This is a genomic window from Seohaeicola sp. 4SK31, from assembly GCF_028802875.1.
Taxonomy (GTDB): domain Bacteria; phylum Pseudomonadota; class Alphaproteobacteria; order Rhodobacterales; family Rhodobacteraceae; genus Seohaeicola.
Map to the genome: position 1 here is coordinate 1 of NZ_JARAMP010000044.1, position 16,933 is coordinate 16,933.

Here is a 16,933-nt window from a genome sequence, read left to right on the forward strand (position 1 = left end):
AGGTCCGCATCGCCATCCTGAACGGCTACACCGCACTCGGCATACCCGTCACAGAGACCGTGGGATAAGTCTGTCCAGGGAAAGGGGAACTTCGGCGATCAGCCGATTTGTGCAACAGAGCCCTGCTGAATGACACTTGCCCCCTACATCCACGCTATAGGTCGCGGGCCGGGCCGCGCGCGCCACCTGACCACGACCGAGGCCGAGGATGCCATGCGCCTCATCCTGTCCGGTCAAGCCGACCCTCACGCGATTGGCGCGCTGTTGATGCTGATGCGCTATCGCGGCGAGACCCCCGACGAGATCGCAGGCTTCACGCGCGGCCTGCGCGCTACACTGCCGCCTTTGCCGCAAGCCGATCTGGATTGGCCCAGCTATGCAGCAGGACGCACACGCGGGCTGCCGTGGTTCCTGCTGGCGGCGCGTCTGGTTGCGCTCTCGGGGCAACGTGTTCTGCTGCATGGCTGGAATACGCATCAATCGGATGAAGCAGATGTCCGTTCTGCGCTCCCCCTCGCCGGGATCGCTCTGGCCCGCTCCGTTTCCGAGGCAGCCCGCCTTCTGGACCGTGACAACATCACCTATCTGCCATTGGAACATGTCGTGCCACGCGCGCTGGACTTGCTCCGCCTTCGCGAGGTGTTGGGTCTGCGTTCCTGCATCAATACCCTGTGCCGGATGATGAACCCCGCCCTCGCCCCGGCAGCCGTGCAAGGCGTGTTCCACCCGCCCTATCTCGGGCTGCAACAGGCGGCGGGCGCGGCGTTGGGTCAGCGCAACCTCTGCATCCTGAAGGGCGGCGGTGGCGAGTTCGAGCGCAATCCCTCGAAACCCGTCACGCTCTTCCGCCTGACAGACGGCGTGCCGCAAGAAACCTCGCTGCCACCGCTCATCCCCGAAGCACAACGCCTATCAGATCTGCCCTATCCACCGCAGGCCCTCTGGGATCTTTGGACCGGCGCTCTGCAAGACAGGTTTGCGACATCCATTGTCCTTGGCACCGCACAGGCTGCTTTTCTGGCACTGGGCCAGTCCACCGATGCCGCAACGCTCTGGGCCAATCGCCCGCAACCCCGCGCCGCCTGAAGGAGTTCGTCCCATGAAAAAGTTTCCGATGTTTCTGACTTGGATACTCCCTCGTCCTGCACGCCATGCCCCCGCGCAAAGGGAGGTACAGTCCCTGACGTCCCCATGTGCGGCTAGCCGCCCGTGCGCTCTTCAGGGCAGGATTGCCCTTGTGGGCGCGGGTCCGGGGGCCGCAGACCTTCTGACACTACGCGCGGTGCAAAGGCTGCAAGAAGCCGACATCATTTTTTATGATCGCCTTGTCGACCCGGCCGTTCTGGATATGGCCCGCCCCGAGGCCGAGCGCGTTTTTGTGGGCAAAGAGGTGGGCGTCTGTTCTTGGCCGCAAGACCGCATCAACACCGTCATTGTCGCGGCAGCCAAACAGGGCAAGACGGTGGTGCGGCTGAAATCCGGTGATCCGGGCATTTTTGGCCGCATCGCCGAAGAACTGGACGCCGCCCGCAACGCCGGTATCCCAGTTGAGATCGTGCCCGGCATAACTGCCGCAAGCGGGGCAGCAGCCAGCCTTGGGCGCGGCCTGACTGAACGCGGCGCAACCGACCGGTTGATGCTGGCAACAGCCGCGTGCAAACTTGGCGATCCACAGCCTGACTGGGCCGGAATGCTGCACCCCGGCACATCACTTGCCGTCTACATGGGTGTGCGCCAGGCGCGATTGATCGTGGAAACTCTTCGGCACGCTGGTGTCCCGATGTCGCTGAAAGTCGATATCGTCAGCCAAGCCTCGACTCCAAGAGAAAAGTTAGCCCGTTGTACTTTGGGGAGCATGGCCAGCGTCATGCAGGATGAACGGCTGGAAAATCCAGCTGTCATTCTCGTTAGCTGGCCGAAAGAAGCCACGACGCAATTTTCGTCGGTCGCAGCCGCTCGAACCCAAGCAGTCCAGATTCCGCACAGCTTCTAGCAGACCGCAGTAGTCCAGCTTTTCGGGATAGGATGATTTTGATGCGATTCCCAAGATGGACGTTTGCTTTAGTGGACCTGTCCAGAATTCCGCTGACGGCGTCTTCAGGCGGAATGCGGACGAACTGACACAAGATGCTGGCATCAAGAGTTCTCAGCCTTGTCGAAATCTCATGCTGCTCTTTTTCTCGTTGACATCACCTTCTTTTGGATCACCACCCGAGCAAAAGCCACAATGAAAACATAGAAATTACATAAATCTTCCTGAAACTCTTGTGCAACGATGTTTGAATCAGAAACATGTCTTGGAGCAAGTGTACCATGAGAGCTGAAGGCGCTGTGTCGAACAGTCAAAAACGCACCCACTTTGTAGGCAATCGAATTGTGCACGTTGCTATCTCGCTTGCAATCGGACTCAGAAAATCAATGTCGAAAAATGGTATACGCCAGATCGACAGTTTCGTGAACGGCATCGTGTTCGCGAGCGTAATACTTCAGGAAAACTACCCTGAATCCGAAAACTCAGACAACACCGAAAGTTTCGCCGAGATCTTTGAAGCGTGCGCGGAAGAAGCGCAGTCAATCCTCATCTCGGAGGATTTTGCATTTCAAATCAAGGAGATAAAAGAACATCAGATAGGCATAGTTGATCAACTACCGTTGGAGATGCTTGTGGAAGCTGGTTCTTCCGGCTTTCTTACTATCAAAACGATTGCAATGGAAGAAGGCTTCGGAAAGAGAGATGCACTGAAAATTGCATCCATGGTAATCATCGCTGCCCTTTTAACGAGTGGAGAGAAAAATACGGATCAATTGGCGGAGTTCATATTTCACATAAAAAAGAAAGCGAAAGTCTGGGAACGTGTTCTTGCGGACGCTGACGATATGTTGTCTTCCGAAGGCGGGTTAGACTTTATGTCTTTGTAGATTTTGACTAGATTGATGTGACCACTCCTGAACAGGTCATATATTCGTTCAGTTGGGCGTTTGTTCCGATAGTTTGACTAGCCTGAGGGCATGCTAAGGCGGCTTTCGTAGTTATGCTGAGAATGGGGTCGATCTTCTCATAGTCAATCTCGGCGAAGGCTTCGACCATTATTTAGCGGCTGGCGGTCTGCCATTCGTCGTTCTGTTCGAACAGCGCGGCTCCGATCAGGCGCATGATGGATGCCTGGTTGGGGAAGATCCCGACAACATCGGCGCGCCGCTTCACTTCCTTGTTCGGACGTTCGACCGGGTTCGTGCTGTGCAGCTTGGTGCGGTGCTGGCGAGGGAAGAACATGTAGGTCAGCACGTCGTGCTCGCTGGCGTCCATTAGGTCGGCCAGCTTTGGCCAGAGGGGGCGCAGTTGTTCGGCGACCTTGCGCCAGGTTTCGCCGGCATGGGCGCGGTCGGGCTGGTCGACGGCCTGCCGGATCGCGGCAGCGACGACGGTGTGCTGGCTGCGGGAGACATGGGCCAGCGCGTTCCGCATCCAGTGAACGCGGCACCTTTGCCAAGTGGCCTCGAAGACCCGGGCTATGGTGGCCTTGAAGCCGGTATGGGCACAGCTGGATCACCAGCCCGACCCCGCCGAGGCCGCGGGCGCGCAACGAACGTAGGAACTCAGTCCAGAACGTCTCCGCTTCAGACGGACCGATGCCGAGGCCTATGATTTCCCTGCGACCTTCGGTGTTGGCGGCCACGACGATTATGGCCGCAACGGGCACGATCCTGCCACCCTGGCGTGTTGTTCTTCAAAACACCAGGACACTGCTGATCCTTGCACGGTTAGTCGTCCGTCCGCACAGACCGATATGCAAAATCGCGCCACCGTGGCATTCCTGTGCCAGCCGCACATTGGGCCGCAAACATATATCGGCGTAGTGTCTGCGGACCCTTGTGCGAAATTTTGAAAACCCACGCCAAGCTGTGCGTTTTGCCCCCAAATTCCGACAATGAGAGATTACCTAATTGGAATGCGCTCTGGGTCGCGCATCTCTGCTACCGGGCCCTCAGAATGAGACCCGGCAGCAGAGACGCGGACCACTCCGCGTCCTGAGGTGAAGAGAACACGGGCCTGCTTGACCCCTGCCCCGAGCGGCAGGGCCCAACCCAACACAGGAGTTCCCGATGTTCGTTCCCAAAGCCATTACGGCTCAATCCACCACCGCCCTTGCGGGCATCCCCGACCTGACCGATCTTCGCCACTTCGTTCTCTCCTATCGAGAGGCCCTGGCGAATGCAGCGGCACTTCTGGCCGGCGCACGCGGTGCCCATTCCGTCGAGTTATTGGCAGCGGGTCTGACAGAGTGTGCCGAGCCAAGCCGCAGAACCTGGGCCGCGCTTCGGCATCTGCTCGGCATCCTCACGCTCGAGCATGTGCATGATCCCGATCGCGAAGAATGCGCCTTTTTCGCAGTGCTGGAACCGACGGACCCCAGGGTCGAGGAGATATGCCTGCTCACAGACGGTCTGCGCGATGTGCTGGAGCAGACCCTGTCGGAGCAACCGGAAATGCTGGACCAACTCCAACCGGCAGCCTGACCCGGGGGCACCCTTCACACTGCCGGTTCCTGACTGCCGGCAGTGCTTGACGAGACTGAACTCCCTCAGTCTCAAGTGGAGACCACATATGACCTTCGAGACCCTTCCTCTCACCCTTTCACCCCTGCTGCCCGACCTGATGTTTCTGGCCAGCGAATGCCGTGGGCCAGACTTTGCCAAGTCCCAGATCACCGAATGGGTCGGGCAAGTCGCAAATGCAAACGATGCAGCTTGGACGCTCGATACTCTGAAAGACACCTGCACCGCGCTGGTGGTTCTGGCGCATGCCAATGCCGGGTTTCGGCGCGTCGACACGCCGTTCGGCTATCGCGGACCTGCCGTGATCGACATCGACGATCAGGGCGGTTATCTTGCCGCAAAGAAGTTGCTGACTGAAATCATCGACATCGCCCCTCTTTGCGACGCGTGCCAAACCGAACTGCTGATGCATGTCCTGCATGTCTTCGCGCAGCATCGTGAGCAAATCGAGAGATTGCTCCCAAAGCACTGACACCCCGCACCTTGCCTCGGATCGCCTCTGCGGTTCGGGGCTTTGTTTTGGAGGGCTCAAGCCCCATGAGGGCCACCCCTGTCACGCAGTCATCATGCAACTTGTTGATCAGGAATCCTCTTTGAAAGGGGGCAGCCTCAGTGGCGAAGGGCGGAGAGCAGACGGACGGCGACGAGGCCGATCAGATGCAGCATCAAGACACTGCTGGCGCTCGAACCCTGCGCAGCGGCTGCGCGATCGGATCGACGCGAAGGGCGGAGAGCCGACTGGGGCATGCGCGGCAGTGCATCCGCAGCATCATTTTGAAGCGGCCGTCCGATCAAGTCGCAGTGAGCAAGGGTATCTACCCGTCACAGTTGGCGGTTTGCGGATATTTGGGGCGAAAAGCGAGGGCTCAGTAAACCCGAAAGCCGCGCCGTCCGCCGCATCGATACCCGTCTGGCGATTTGTGCTCGTTCAAGTCAAGAGATTGCGTTTTACGCGTGAACGTCTTTTGGCAGTATGGGCACTGAAGCTTGTAAGTTGGCTCATAGCCCCGAAACGCTTTCGTCTTTGGCATTCTTCGGATACGTGTCCTGCCGAAGGGAGCAGTGGCTCCAGCCCGCCCCGCGCTGAAATCTCTGCCGAAATAGGCATTCCTTGCGTCTTCTCCAGCCTTAGATAGCTCGATTTCATAGCGCGGCTCGAACTTGTCGTCGGTGAGTGACAGCGCCTCAACGTCGGTGTTGAGAAATGCCTTGATGCTCGGGCCTCTGCTTTGCCCGCCTGTTGTATCATACGCGTAGAAATATTCGCGCGCGGGTTTCCCTTTTGCTTGTTTATAGGCGAGTGAATACGGCTCGATGATCCGCTCAACACCGTGATAGGTTAGCCTCATCAGCCTGCGCTCGGCGCCTGCTTCCAGGATCATGTGCCGATGCTCTCCACCGAAGTAGAGCTGCTCGCCTCTACCGCCGCTCCTCACGCCGTCGAACAGGTGTTCAATGCTGTCTTGGAACCCTTCGACGGCGCGGTCGAAGCTGAAACGTGTAGATTTAGGGCACCGGATATATTTCTCCCACACGCTGGCGAAGAAGGCCAACGGGATGCCGAGTAAAATGCCTTTGGCCGCGCCAGGGCTGGCGCTGAAAATAGTCTTGTTCAGAAAAGTTTGCAGGACCAAGCCGCGATCCAGCTCGATCGAGCGGTCGATGAAGGTCGAATACACGAAGTCGAAAAGGTCGTGTGAGTGCCTGCGCTGGATCAGGCATTTTAGCTTGTTAGCCACGACCTCCTCCAGCGCCATGCAGTTCAGCTCCGCCCTACAGTCGTTGGCATCTGAGTAAGGGTGGATAAGCTGACGCTTGGTCGAGGGGAGATAGAGGCGGTCAAATTCCGTAACGTCCAATTTAACGCTGATCGTCAAATCGTCTTGGTTTCCAAAGAAATCGGTGAAATAAACGCGACCCTTGTATGACCGTCGTGCGCTGTCCACGAAGGCGCCCACCGAGAAAGTATTGCGGTCGATCTGGAATTCGACACCGCAGGCATTTTGAGCTTCCCGACAGGCATTATTTATCTGTTCGCCCATATTCTCAGCATCGATGGTGTCGCCAGCGGAAAAATCGAGGTCGGCTGAAAATCTGGTGTCTGGATAGAAGGCTTTACGCAGGCAGTTGCCACCTTTGAATACGAGCTTTGACCGTAGATAATCGTTTTCGAAAATAGACTTGAGCAGCCAACCAAAAACGTAGTCTCGCTCGACATTCGTATGATGAATATCGAACTCAATCGACTTCGCTTTGACTTCTTTCTGATCGATCATCGTTGACTCCACAAGACACGATAAGGGCTTCAGGGGGTGAGAGTCGAACATCCTTGGCCTGGGTGTGCCCCCCGCCAAGAAGACCAGCAATCCTTTTCGGAGCCTCAGTGTATAGGCGATGGCCTCCCCAAGAGGCGAGTTTGCCAGGCACTGACCACGCAAGAATTCTAGTTTGGCGAACAACGCCGTCAGGATCGGTTCGCTTATTCACCGCGCGCTCGCCGATCGATGAGGACCCACTTGTGGACCAGATTTTCCCTCGCGCCGATTTCGAAGGCCAAGTCTTTTGGTTTTGCGCCCTCATCTCGGACGCGACGAACTGCTTCTTGCTTTAGCTCAGGGGGCCACATGTGGTGGCCCAATGGCCCAATGGGCACGGGAAACCCCAAACGATCCGCTCTGCTATTATGTCCTCCATCGCTCATGTGGGACAAACTAGCAGACTAGGAACCGTCGGGTTAGACACAGCGACCGGGGTCAGATGCAACGCTTACGATATTGGCATGCAATACGCGCTGCGGCGATCCTAAATGACTGGTTCGGGGAAGCTGCACCGCAGCGTCGCGGATGTCCCGACGGGCAGCAATGGGCCGTTCGCGGAGCCGCAATAAAGTCAGGTGATCGTCAGCTCGTCTTCCGTCTTGCCTGCTGAGATTACGTCCACAAACCACCGCGGCTTGCGCCCATGGCCAGACCAAGTGAGGGCCGGGTTCTCAGGATGGCGGAACTTCGCAGGAGCAGGCGCACGGGTCGTTTTTGCGTTTGTGCCGACAAGGTCGGTGAGCGAGAAGCCCATCTCTCTGGCTAAAGCCTCCACCTCGGCGCGCGCGTCGGCCTTCTGCCGATCCTCAAAGGTGGAAATCGCCTTGGCGAGGTCCTTTTGCAACTTTTTCAGTTCGGTGAGCGACAGTGCTTCGAGATCGCAATCAGCCATGTGGTGCCTCTGTTTCGGAATATTCCGGTCTCGATAGCCCGTTGCAGTATAGTTCCGCAACACATGTTGGCGTGATTCAATTTGCTCAGGATCAGTCATCCTTTTACTCTGCCGCCATCAGGACCCTTAGTTTGGCATTATGCAGTTTCATTCTGGCACGATGGGACGGCACGGCATGAGCGCTGAGGCCAAGTCTGCAATTTGTAGGCATTGCTCACCTAAAGAAACAGATCGGCTCGGATATTCCCTTCGTCAGCTAAGTCCTGAGCCCGTCGAAGTTTCTTTATCAAGTCCCATGCGTCTGGAGCATTCTGCACCGGACTGTTAGCCTTTCCCGAAGCTGAGGAGGCCGACAAAAGCATGAACAGCAGAACCGCCATCGAAGGTGGACGCACGCGGCTTGCCATCCTGACCATTTGTGCCGGGGTTGCGTTTCTTGCCAGCAATGACGCCATCGCAAAGCTTTTGGTGGAGCGCTACGACCCGATCCAGGTCATCTTCTTCCGCAATCTGATTGCACTTCCCATGGTGGGGGCCGTTGTTCTCTACCTGCACGGTTGGTCGGGTTTTCAAACGGCGCATGTGCAGATCCATGCGGCGCGCGGCTTGCTGATGCTCGGTGGCGCCTACACGTTCTTCAAAGGGCTTGAAGCCTTGGCTCTGGCCGAGGCGACAGCCCTGGTCTTCTCGGCTCCGATCTTCATCACGGCCCTGTCCGTGCCGCTGTTGGGTGAGGCGGTCGGCTGGCGGCGTTGGCTGGCTGTGGTGATAGGGTTTGTCGGCGTCCTCATCATTGTCCGCCCGGGCGGGGCGACCTTCCAGCCAGCGTCACTTTATGTGATTGGCACAGCCCTTCTCTACGCGCTCTTCATGATCTCGGCGCGGTGGCTTGGCCCGCGGGAAAGCATGTGGACCATGATGTTCTATGTAATGCTGTTTCCCATGCTCTATGCAGCTCCTTTGGCCGCGACAGTCTGGGTGCCCATCAGTCTCGATGATCTGCCGTTCTTCGCTGCCCAAGCCTTGTTGGGGGCGCTCGGTATCACCCTGATCGGTCAGGCGTTCCGGCTGGCACCCGCGGCTATAGTGGCCCCATTCGACTACACTGCTTTGATCTGGGCATCGCTTCTGGGCTGGCTTGTCTGGGCGGATACACCGGGCTTCTGGACGCTGATCGGTGCCTCCGTGATCGTGGTGAGCGGTATCTTCATTGTCTGGCGAGAGAGCCGCCAGGCGACGTGAATGTGCAAGTCACCGTTACAGTTTGCGCGTGTCCTCGCGTTTTGCGTGATGGGCTACGCCGCTCCGCAGCCCGCCAGAATATCGCGCGTTGCAGGCATCCGTTCGAGCGTCCGCGCTATCCGCTCGCGCCAGCGAGGTCCGCGGGCCATAGCGTCTTCATACGCGTCCCAGAGATCTGACGGCCGATCCTCTGCCATCGTCGCAATGATGAAAGCGGCTTGCTCGCGGTCCTTCTCAGCTTTGAAGGAGGCCGCCCTATCTCGACGGCGGTCAGCGACGATCAGTTTGTGGATCGCGAACTTCTCAGGCCGCGGGACCTGGACCAGGATACCATCCCGATAGAGCGCAACCGCATGGATCGGGTCCGCAATCAGATAGTTCAGGTGGTGCAGCGCCTGTGCCTTGACGCCCAGAGCTGGCAGATCACGAATGCCTTCCTCCGCATCAAAAGAAGGTGTCAGGAACTCGACCATCATGCCGGTCTGCCCGCCTTGTCGCCACCGCCAGACACTATCTCGATCGAGCCCCAGAACCGGATCGAATTTGAGGGCTGAGAAGGTCTCAGCAAGGGACGGTTGCACCGTATCCTCAAGCGCAACGGACAGGCGTTCGAACTGCGCAATATCGACATCGCCTGTGTTTGCGACACCGCCGAGCGGCAAAGTGACCCCGAGTTCTCCCTCCATCAGACGGAACGCATTGGTCCCAATCAGCGTACCGCCGAGCCGGAAAGTCCCGACCTTTGACATGGCGAGTAGCAAACCACCGGTACTGCGATCAACTGGTGTCATCCCCTCGGCGCGGAGCAGACGCGCCAAGCGCGCGCGTTCCCTCTTGCGCTCGCCAGCTTGCTCATGAAGCACCTTCATGCGCTTGACGCGATCCCGCGTCTCATTGCTATCCGGGCCGATATACCAGAACTTCACCGCATTCCCGATTTTCTCGGCCGCATACCAATAGAGTTTGCCGCCCCTCTCCTTGGTCATCAGCGAGCCACGGACATTTGTGACCATGTCGTCTTTCAGCAGACGCAAGAGATCGCTGTAGGCGGACCGCGCGACGGAACTCAGATTTGCCATGTGAACCTCACCGTTCGGATTTTCGGTAAACCTATATATTTTGGTTAACCGAAGCAATCGGTAAACCTTTTTGCCGACGTTTACCGGATGCGTTCACTGGCCCCCTCGGTTGCAATCACGTCTTTCTCTGCAACCAGGGTGCTCTGTCGGAGAGCATGCGCTGCCCCCCTTCTACAGCGCTGCTTCCCTATCTGACAGAGACCGAGCCTCACCCGCGTCTCCCGCGTGATACTCCGCGACACGATAGGCGACCGGCCAATGCGCTTCGGAAGCCAGCCGATCCTGGTCTGGTCACGCAACCGCACTGTACCCGATTCCCGCTGCGCCTGGGCCGAGCCCATCTAGCGAGAGCATTGGGTTCTTCAGCCGCAAGACGCAGACCTGAGTCACTTTTCTGGCCTGCGCAAACTTTCTCACAATTTCGGTTACCGCGCCGATTCAGTCGATCCGATCTCCCGTTCATCAGCAACAGGAGATCCTCAATGGGAACCACAGCACGACACTCACCCGCCCACAAACTGGGCAAGTTCTTCACCAGCCCGCCCACGGCCGCAGCCTGTCTGGCACATCTGGCCGAAACTCTTCCCGGTCTCAACGCAGACCTATTTATCGAACCTTCCGCCGGTACAGGTGCCTTCCTGCACCAGATGCCGACGCCGCGCCTGGGTCTCGACATCGCTCCTGACGGTCCCGAGATCGACGCACAGGATTTTCTTCACTGGCAGCCACAAGCTGGCGCTGGACGTATCGTCGTCATCGGCAACCCGCCGTTTGGCCGGAATGGTGCGGAGGCCGCACGGTTCTTCAATCATGCCGCCGGCTTCGCTGAAACGATCGCCTTCATCATGCCCGCGTCTTTCATGAAGACCGAGCGACAGAAGCGCCTTGACCCGCAGTTCCATCTGATCAGCGAACTGCCCCTGATCGATGAGCCGTTTCTATTCGAAGACATGCCGCACAACGTGTCCGCCGTGTTCCAGATCTGGAGCCGCCAAGCTGTGGACCGAGCAAAGCCAGTCAAACGCGCCACGACCCACCCCGACTTCCAGTTCGTGAAGAGTTTGGCGGACGCCGATTTTGTCATACGCCGCGTGGGCGCGCGTGCCGGGGCAATTCTATCCGTGCCGTTGGATGGCAATCCGGCATGCGGCGTCTCGGCTCAATCGAACCTCTACGTCAAGGCACAGGGCATTGATCCGGACGTGCTGCGCCAAAGGTTCCAAGCGCTCGATCTTGTGGACTTGCGCCGACAAAGTATCAGCCCTTCGGTCTCGAAATCTGACCTCGTCGCGCTTTACTCCAACGCTATGGACACAACGGTGAATGCAGCCGTCGCGCCCTGCCCCAAGACGGCATCCCCGCGCCCATCAATCAAGGAATGTCCGGTCGCACTCGAAACCCGGATGCGCGCTGCATCGCCAGATCACGCAGCGGGCGCTCCTGCCACTCAGGCAGCGTAACTCTGAGACCCACCTCTGGGCCTGCCGCACCGTGGACATCACATCGACTGACCAGTGGCGGGCTATCGGATCATACACCCCTTGAAGGGTTCAGTTGACCGCCGCGTCTCTGCCCTTCCTTTCCCACACTGTCCAACTTGGAGTCTTCCATGACGCTCAACTTACCCATCGACCCGGCTTTGCCCGGCCAGGATCGCGCCTCGCTCTATCGCATGTCGGAGGCGTTGAGGCTGTCCTTCGAGCGCACTGGCCTTACATTGCACGGCTCTCGTGTTCTCCACGGCATTGTTCACCATGTCTGCCGTCAGACTACAGACTGGCATCACGGAATCGCTGTGCAACCCTCGCAAGGCTACCGTATTCGCCTTCTCGATCTTCGCCGCAAGCTCGGCCTTGAGCGGGCAAACGGAAACGCCGCTCTCAGGGCGGGTCTCCAAGACCTTCTGACGTTGCAGTTCTTTGAACATTGCGAGCTACGGAACGCGAACCAATGGCTGGACTTCAAACTCGCCGCCAATGCCTTCGACTGCCTCTTTGACCAAGTGCCCTACGGGCTGTTCGACATCCGGCAGGTGCAACATCTTTCAACGCCATTGGACTTCCTGATCTATGAGACAGTCGGCATCCTACGCCGCCGTCGCGCACCAGATCTCAATCTCTCCCTCGGGTCTGACAGAGATCCAAGTCCCAGCACTTTGACATGGCCCAGGCTGCGGCCAAAGCTGATATCATCGTTGCAGAAATCCGCCGCGATCTTTGACCTTCAGTTTCTGGCGATCTGTCGCGCGGAAGGGACCCGGATTGGAATCGACGAGCTCACAATCCGGATCCGCAGTGCAAAAACGGTCTGGAGTGCCAAAAGCTTTGCCAGCTTGCCAGTCACGGCGCGCAAAGCACTCTTGATCGACAAGCACCATTGCCATGACGGCTCACGTTCAGACCTGTCGCAACTGTCCACGACGTTCTTCTGCGCGCAACGGTGCGCAGAATGACGCAAGAAGGCTCTTCGCAGCGCAGCTTTGACGTCATTGATCAAACTTTGGATGGCCCGTTAGGACGCCTTCCTGTCGCGCGGTTTCTGCGTGCCCGAGGCACCCGAATGGTCGGGACGGCTTTGCCGGAAGGCTATGCCTTGGCCATGCCACGACAGTGTTTCCGCAATGCTTATGACACTGCCATTGACCAAGGTCTTGCATATTTTGAGGGCTGGGGATGGCCGGACGCCAACGATCCTCTACCCTATGACCATGCCTGGTGCGTCGATCTGGTGACCGGCGAGATTGTGGATCAGACATGGCACGCACCGGAGAAAGCCATTTATCTGGGTGTTCATGTGCCAACACACGATTTACTGCAGATTGTGCAGGAAACCGGCTGCTATGGCGTTCTTGATCGCGGGCGGGGCTTCGATCGCGCCGTAGCCGCGCAATTTCTGGGGTGGTCTGAAGAACCGTGCCTGTCACGACCAAATACTTGCTCCGACCCTCAACTCCCCCGTTTCTGATAAAGTTCCCCAGTGAGCCACCTTGAGGATATCAATGCCACTTCCTCGCCCCCCCAAATAGCTTGGCAGATTGGATCTGATCCATCTTAAGCCGCTCTTTAGGAGGTCGATGAGCAGGGTCAGCTTGATTATGTTCTCTCTTTGTTCTATAGTGGAGGGTACAGTCAAGAAGGGAGAACCCCGATGGACAGTAACCACCCCATTGGCACCGCCTGCCTGAGTGTGGGGCTATGATCTAAGACACGTCGCTAAAGACGTCGTTAACGACGTGACTTATGCGCGGTCCGTGATGCGCGGTGAAATTCTTGGGTTGGAGCGGCGGCGCCTCTGGCGTGACGAGGACAAACTTGAGATTGTCATGTCGGTTGGGATCGCCGGGGCCACGGAGACACAGGTGGCGCAGCGCCATGAGGTGACCCGGCAGCAGATTTATGCGTGGCAGCATGACCTCAAGAAGAAGGGCCTGTGGTCGCCCGATGCTGGGGCGCTCTTTTTTCCTATGGACATGCCAGTTGCGGCCGGAGTGCCGGTGGCGCAGGCACCGATCGCTGTTGAGTTGCGTCTGCGTGGCGGGCGCAGCTTGCATTTTGAAAGCACGATCGATCCGACAGCGCTATCGGTGCTGATCCGCGCGGTGGAGACCGCATGATTGGCCCCGGCACCGGTGTGCGTGTGTATCTGGCCTGCGGGGTGACGGATATGCGCAAGGGGATCGCGGGATTGGCGGCGCTGACCCAGGATGTTTTGCGGCAAAAGCCGGCCAGTGGTGCGGTGTTTGCGTTTCGGGGTCGTCGCGGTGATCGGATCAAGCTTCTATTCTGGGATGGTCAGGGGTTTTGCCTCTACTACAAAGTGCTTGAGCGCGGCCGCTTTGTGTGGCCGAGCGCTCAGGATGGGTCGGTGCGGCTGACCTCAGCGCAGCTTGCGATGCTGTGGGAGGGGATCGACTGGCGGCGTCCAGATTGGGGTGCTCCGCCTGCACGGGTGGGGTGATTTTGTCGCCAGATTTGCGTTGTTTCTATGGTGCTTCGGCCTGATTTTTGGTAGTCAGTTGCATGTCAAAGCTTGCCGAAAATCTGCCCGATGATCCCGCTGAATTGAGAGTGATGATCGCAGCATTGCAGGCTGAGAATGCCCGGATCGCGGCAGAAAACGCCAAGATATCGGCGACATTGCGCGTCCATGATCAGCTGGTTCAGGCTCTGCGCCTGCGGATCGCCAAACTCCAGAAACTGGCCTTCGGCAAATCTTCGGAAAGGATCGAGCGCGAGATCGAACAGTTTGAACTGGCGCTTGAAGACCTGCTGATTGCTGTGGCCGAAGACGATGAGGCGCTCATCGACGAAGGGCAGGATGAGCCGTCACCAGAGGCTGCCGATGCGCCCGCTTTGCTTCGTCGGCCACGTGTCTCGGATGCGACCCCGCGCGAGCGCCGCGAACTGGACCCCGGTGCCTGCTGCCCGGACTGCGGTGGTGATCTGCGCGTGGTGGGTGAGGATGTCAGCGAACTGCTCGATATGGTCGCCGCGCAGATGAAGGTGATCCAGATCGCTCGGATCAAGAAATCCTGCCGCCGTTGCGAGCGGATGGTGCAGGAACCGGCCCCCAGCCGTCCGATCCCGGGCAGTATGGCGGGGCCAAACCTGCTGGCCCATGTTCTGGTCTCCAAGTTCGATGATCACCTGCCGATCTATCGCCAACACGAGATCTTTGCCCGCATGGGGGCTGACATTCCCGAAAGCACGCTTGTCGGCTGGTGCGGGCGGGCCATGAAAACCCTGTTGCCGCTGATCGAGAGGATCGAGGCCGACATCATGGCCAGCGACCTGCTGCATGCGGACGACACACCCATCCGGGTGCTCGATCGCAGCCTGCGCGACAAAGGTCTTGGCAAAGGGGTCAGGCAAGGCCGGATCTGGGCCTATGTGCGCGACCAGCGACCCTGGGCCGGGGTATCGCCACCGGGTGCAGTCTATCGCTTTGCACCAGACTGGAAAGAAGAGCATGTCCTCAACCATCTGGTCAACGCCCGTGGCATTCTTCAGGCCGACGGCTACAAAGGCTATGCCAAGCTTTACGAACCTGATCCCGATGGCACGTCGCGTTTGCGCGAGGCGGCCTGTTGGGCGCACCTACGCCGTGACTTCCATGACTTCTGGAGCTCGACCAAATCAGAGATCGCTCGCGAGGCGCTCGACCGGATCGGCAAGTTCTATGATATCGAGCGCGATATCAGCGGCCAGCCCGCTGACGTGCGTCATGCGACGCGTCAAAAGCTTAGCCTGCCCAAGGTGACGGCTTTTTTTGCGTGGTCCGAGCAGCAACTTCTGCGCATCCCGGGCAAAAGCGATCTGGCCAAGGCGTTCCGCTATGGCCTCGCGCGGCAGGAGGCCTTCAGCCTGTTCCTGAGCGACGGGCGTGTGGCCATCGACAACAACCCGGCCGAACGCGCCCTGCGCCCGATTGGAATCGGAAGGAAAAACTGGCTCTTCGCGGGCGCCGATACCGGCGCGGAAACCTTGGCGCGCGCGATGACCGTCATTGAAACCGCCAAGCTGAACGGTCTCGATCCCCTGGCCTATCTGGCAGACATCCTCGACCGCATCCACGATCACAAGATCAACAGGCTGGATAAATTGCTGCCGTGGAACTGGGTGCCGCTGGCCACTGCAATGGAAAATCAAGCCGCATAAGCTGCGGTCTCAATGGCATGGTTACGATGAACAACGCCACATTCAACCTTCCCGCGACACCGAAACAGGTCGCCTATGCGCGCTCGCTGGCCATGCGCAACCAGACACTGTTGCCTTGGGACGTTTTGCAGGATCGAAGATCCCTCAGCGAGTGGATCGACGCACAGTCCAAGCTGAAACCCTTGGTCACATCAGACAGTCGCCCAACCTCCAGGCAAGTGGCTTTCGCCGAGCGCCTCGCGCGCATCAAGCGCCGTTCCGTGCCTGAAGAGTGTTTCCGAGACAAAGGGTTGATGTCGAAGTGGATCGACGGGAACAAGTAGGGTTGGAAGCCGCCGCGTCCTAAGGCTTTTCTCGAAGCTCACAGCGGCGTCAAAGCCGGCCGGTCCGAAATCTACTTTCTTCCCATCAGTTATAGTGAGTTCAATTTTCTACCACTGAATGACATCGGCCCATTCCTCTCTGTTGCGTTGGGCCTGGGCGCGCACAAATGGACATAGCGGCACGATGCGCTGCTGCGCGGCACGGGCATCGGCAATCAAGCGCTCGACAAGTGCAGCACCAACACCCAAGCCCCGCATGGCATCAGGAACCGAGGTGTGATCTGCAATGACAACCCTCGCGGACAATTTCGAAAGCGTGAGTTCCGCTTCCTCTGTGATCCCCTTCACTCTGCCAACAATCCGCGCCTTGGTCGCTGTGTCGGAGCGGGTAATATTGATGTCTGGCATGATCAGGTCCCTTCAATGTTTGCGCCACGAACTCGTATGGGATCTTCCCTGAAACTTGACTGAATTGTTCGCCGCACTCAACTGGCCAAAAAAATGCTCCTTATCCGGCAAACTCGACGGACGACCTCGTCAGGCCAAGACCGCTTTCCCATTGTCATCCGGTTTCGAAGAAGCCTTCGATGGTTTCAACTTGCGCTATGGTATCCGCATATCCCAAGTCGATCAGATCCCCGACATATCCGGGTTCAAACAAGAGGTAACTCTCCAGCCGTCCATCACCGCCCCACGCCCCGGCGCTGCGCAACAGCATCCGCACGGTGCGAGGCAGGTCGGACGCATGTGCTTGGGCAATCGTTCTCAGATCCTTTGTGGGGCTGAGTAGGATGCTGTCGATGACGCGTAGTGGCGTCTTGTCCCTCTGGTCTTCCGGAATGAGCGCGACGGTATGGTTGATGCG

General features: G+C 58.3%; 18 protein-coding genes and 1 pseudogene. 13 read left to right on the forward strand and 6 right to left on the reverse strand.

The window, feature by feature from the left end:
- The first annotated feature begins 129 nt into the window (after nt 1-129).
- The 3 genes from PVW27_RS20295 to PVW27_RS20305 all read left to right on the forward strand — a co-directional run bounded on the left by PVW27_RS20295 (nt 130) and on the right by PVW27_RS20305 (nt 2,919).
- Nucleotides 130-1,086 carry a glycosyl transferase family protein gene (locus PVW27_RS20295; protein WP_274560852.1) on the forward strand — a complete coding sequence of 319 codons (957 nt, stop codon included), beginning with the start codon at nt 130-132 and terminating at the stop codon, nt 1,084-1,086.
- Between the two features lie 94 nt (nt 1,087-1,180).
- Nucleotides 1,181-1,993, forward strand: coding sequence for a uroporphyrinogen-III C-methyltransferase (gene cobA / locus PVW27_RS20300; RefSeq protein ID WP_274560883.1), 813 nt, complete (start codon nt 1,181-1,183; stop codon nt 1,991-1,993).
- A gap of 320 nt (nt 1,994-2,313) precedes the next feature.
- Nucleotides 2,314-2,919, forward strand: coding sequence for a hypothetical protein (locus tag PVW27_RS20305; RefSeq protein WP_274560854.1), 606 nt, complete (start codon nt 2,314-2,316; stop codon nt 2,917-2,919).
- Between the two features lie 180 nt (nt 2,920-3,099).
- Here PVW27_RS20305 and PVW27_RS20310 read toward each other — a convergent pair.
- Nucleotides 3,100-3,719 (reverse strand): annotated as a pseudogene (locus PVW27_RS20310) (IS256 family transposase); the annotation flags it as partial.
- 385 nt (nt 3,720-4,104) lie between these two features.
- Here PVW27_RS20310 and PVW27_RS20315 point away from each other — a divergent pair.
- Together PVW27_RS20315 and PVW27_RS20320 are read left to right on the forward strand one after the other, a co-directional pair.
- A complete protein-coding gene (locus PVW27_RS20315; RefSeq protein WP_274560856.1) occupies nt 4,105-4,518 on the forward strand; it encodes a hypothetical protein in 414 nt (137 codons plus the stop codon).
- A gap of 88 nt (nt 4,519-4,606) precedes the next feature.
- On the forward strand, nt 4,607-5,029 hold the full coding sequence (locus PVW27_RS20320) for a hypothetical protein (protein ID WP_274560858.1): 423 nt from the start codon (nt 4,607-4,609) through the stop codon (nt 5,027-5,029).
- Between the two features lie 394 nt (nt 5,030-5,423).
- Here PVW27_RS20320 and PVW27_RS20325 read toward each other — a convergent pair whose 3' ends face one another.
- Together PVW27_RS20325 and PVW27_RS20330 are read right to left on the reverse strand one after the other, a co-directional pair.
- Nucleotides 5,424-6,833, reverse strand: a complete 1,410-nt coding sequence (locus PVW27_RS20325) for a nucleotidyl transferase AbiEii/AbiGii toxin family protein (protein ID WP_274560860.1) — start codon at nt 6,831-6,833, stop codon at nt 5,424-5,426.
- Between the two features lie 613 nt (nt 6,834-7,446).
- Nucleotides 7,447-7,767 carry an H-NS histone family protein gene (locus PVW27_RS20330; RefSeq protein WP_274560861.1) on the reverse strand — a complete coding sequence of 107 codons (321 nt, stop codon included), beginning with the start codon at nt 7,765-7,767 and terminating at the stop codon, nt 7,447-7,449.
- Nucleotides 7,768-8,127: 360 nt separating this feature from the next.
- Between PVW27_RS20330 and PVW27_RS20335 the strand changes: the two genes are divergently transcribed.
- Nucleotides 8,128-9,009, forward strand: a complete 882-nt coding sequence (locus PVW27_RS20335) for a DMT family transporter (RefSeq protein ID WP_274560863.1) — start codon at nt 8,128-8,130, stop codon at nt 9,007-9,009.
- Between the two features lie 53 nt (nt 9,010-9,062).
- Here PVW27_RS20335 and PVW27_RS20340 read toward each other — a convergent pair whose 3' ends face one another.
- Nucleotides 9,063-10,088 (reverse strand): nucleotidyltransferase family protein, encoded by a 1,026-nt coding sequence (locus PVW27_RS20340; protein WP_274560865.1) that lies wholly within the window; start codon nt 10,086-10,088, stop codon nt 9,063-9,065.
- 482 nt (nt 10,089-10,570) lie between these two features.
- On the opposite strand from PVW27_RS20340, the gene PVW27_RS20345 reads away from it, so the two are divergent.
- The 7 genes from PVW27_RS20345 (at nt 10,571) to PVW27_RS20375 (ending at nt 16,068) form a co-directional block, all read left to right on the forward strand.
- On the forward strand, nt 10,571-11,548 hold the full coding sequence (locus PVW27_RS20345) for a hypothetical protein (RefSeq protein ID WP_274560867.1): 978 nt from the start codon (nt 10,571-10,573) through the stop codon (nt 11,546-11,548).
- A 149-nt stretch (nt 11,549-11,697) separates the two neighbouring features.
- Nucleotides 11,698-12,540: a hypothetical protein gene (locus tag PVW27_RS20350; protein WP_274560869.1), complete on the forward strand. Its 843-nt coding sequence runs from the start codon at nt 11,698-11,700 to the stop codon at nt 12,538-12,540.
- Entirely contained in the window at nt 12,537-13,052 is a 516-nt protein-coding gene (locus PVW27_RS20355; RefSeq protein ID WP_274560871.1) for a hypothetical protein, read from the forward strand. The genes PVW27_RS20350 and PVW27_RS20355 overlap by 4 nt, the downstream gene beginning before the upstream one ends.
- A gap of 289 nt (nt 13,053-13,341) precedes the next feature.
- The gene (locus PVW27_RS20360) at nt 13,342-13,701 is read left to right on the forward strand and encodes a transposase (RefSeq protein ID WP_274560873.1); all 360 of its coding nucleotides are present in this window, start codon (nt 13,342-13,344) and stop codon (nt 13,699-13,701) included.
- Nucleotides 13,698-14,045 carry an IS66 family insertion sequence element accessory protein TnpB gene (tnpB, locus tag PVW27_RS20365; protein ID WP_274560875.1) on the forward strand — a complete coding sequence of 116 codons (348 nt, stop codon included), beginning with the start codon at nt 13,698-13,700 and terminating at the stop codon, nt 14,043-14,045. The genes PVW27_RS20360 and tnpB overlap by 4 nt, the downstream gene beginning before the upstream one ends.
- A gap of 62 nt (nt 14,046-14,107) precedes the next feature.
- Nucleotides 14,108-15,745 (forward strand): IS66 family transposase, encoded by a 1,638-nt coding sequence (tnpC, locus tag PVW27_RS20370; RefSeq protein WP_274560877.1) that lies wholly within the window; start codon nt 14,108-14,110, stop codon nt 15,743-15,745.
- A 26-nt stretch (nt 15,746-15,771) separates the two neighbouring features.
- Nucleotides 15,772-16,068, forward strand: coding sequence for a hypothetical protein (locus PVW27_RS20375; RefSeq protein ID WP_274560878.1), 297 nt, complete (start codon nt 15,772-15,774; stop codon nt 16,066-16,068).
- A gap of 108 nt (nt 16,069-16,176) precedes the next feature.
- Here the strand turns inward: PVW27_RS20375 and PVW27_RS20380 are convergent, their stop codons facing one another.
- Together PVW27_RS20380 and PVW27_RS20385 are read right to left on the reverse strand one after the other, a co-directional pair.
- Nucleotides 16,177-16,476 carry a GNAT family N-acetyltransferase gene (locus tag PVW27_RS20380; RefSeq protein ID WP_274560879.1) on the reverse strand — a complete coding sequence of 100 codons (300 nt, stop codon included), beginning with the start codon at nt 16,474-16,476 and terminating at the stop codon, nt 16,177-16,179.
- 154 nt (nt 16,477-16,630) lie between these two features.
- The coding region (locus tag PVW27_RS20385; RefSeq protein WP_274560881.1) for a hypothetical protein at nt 16,631-16,933 on the reverse strand (303 nt) is incomplete at its 5' end.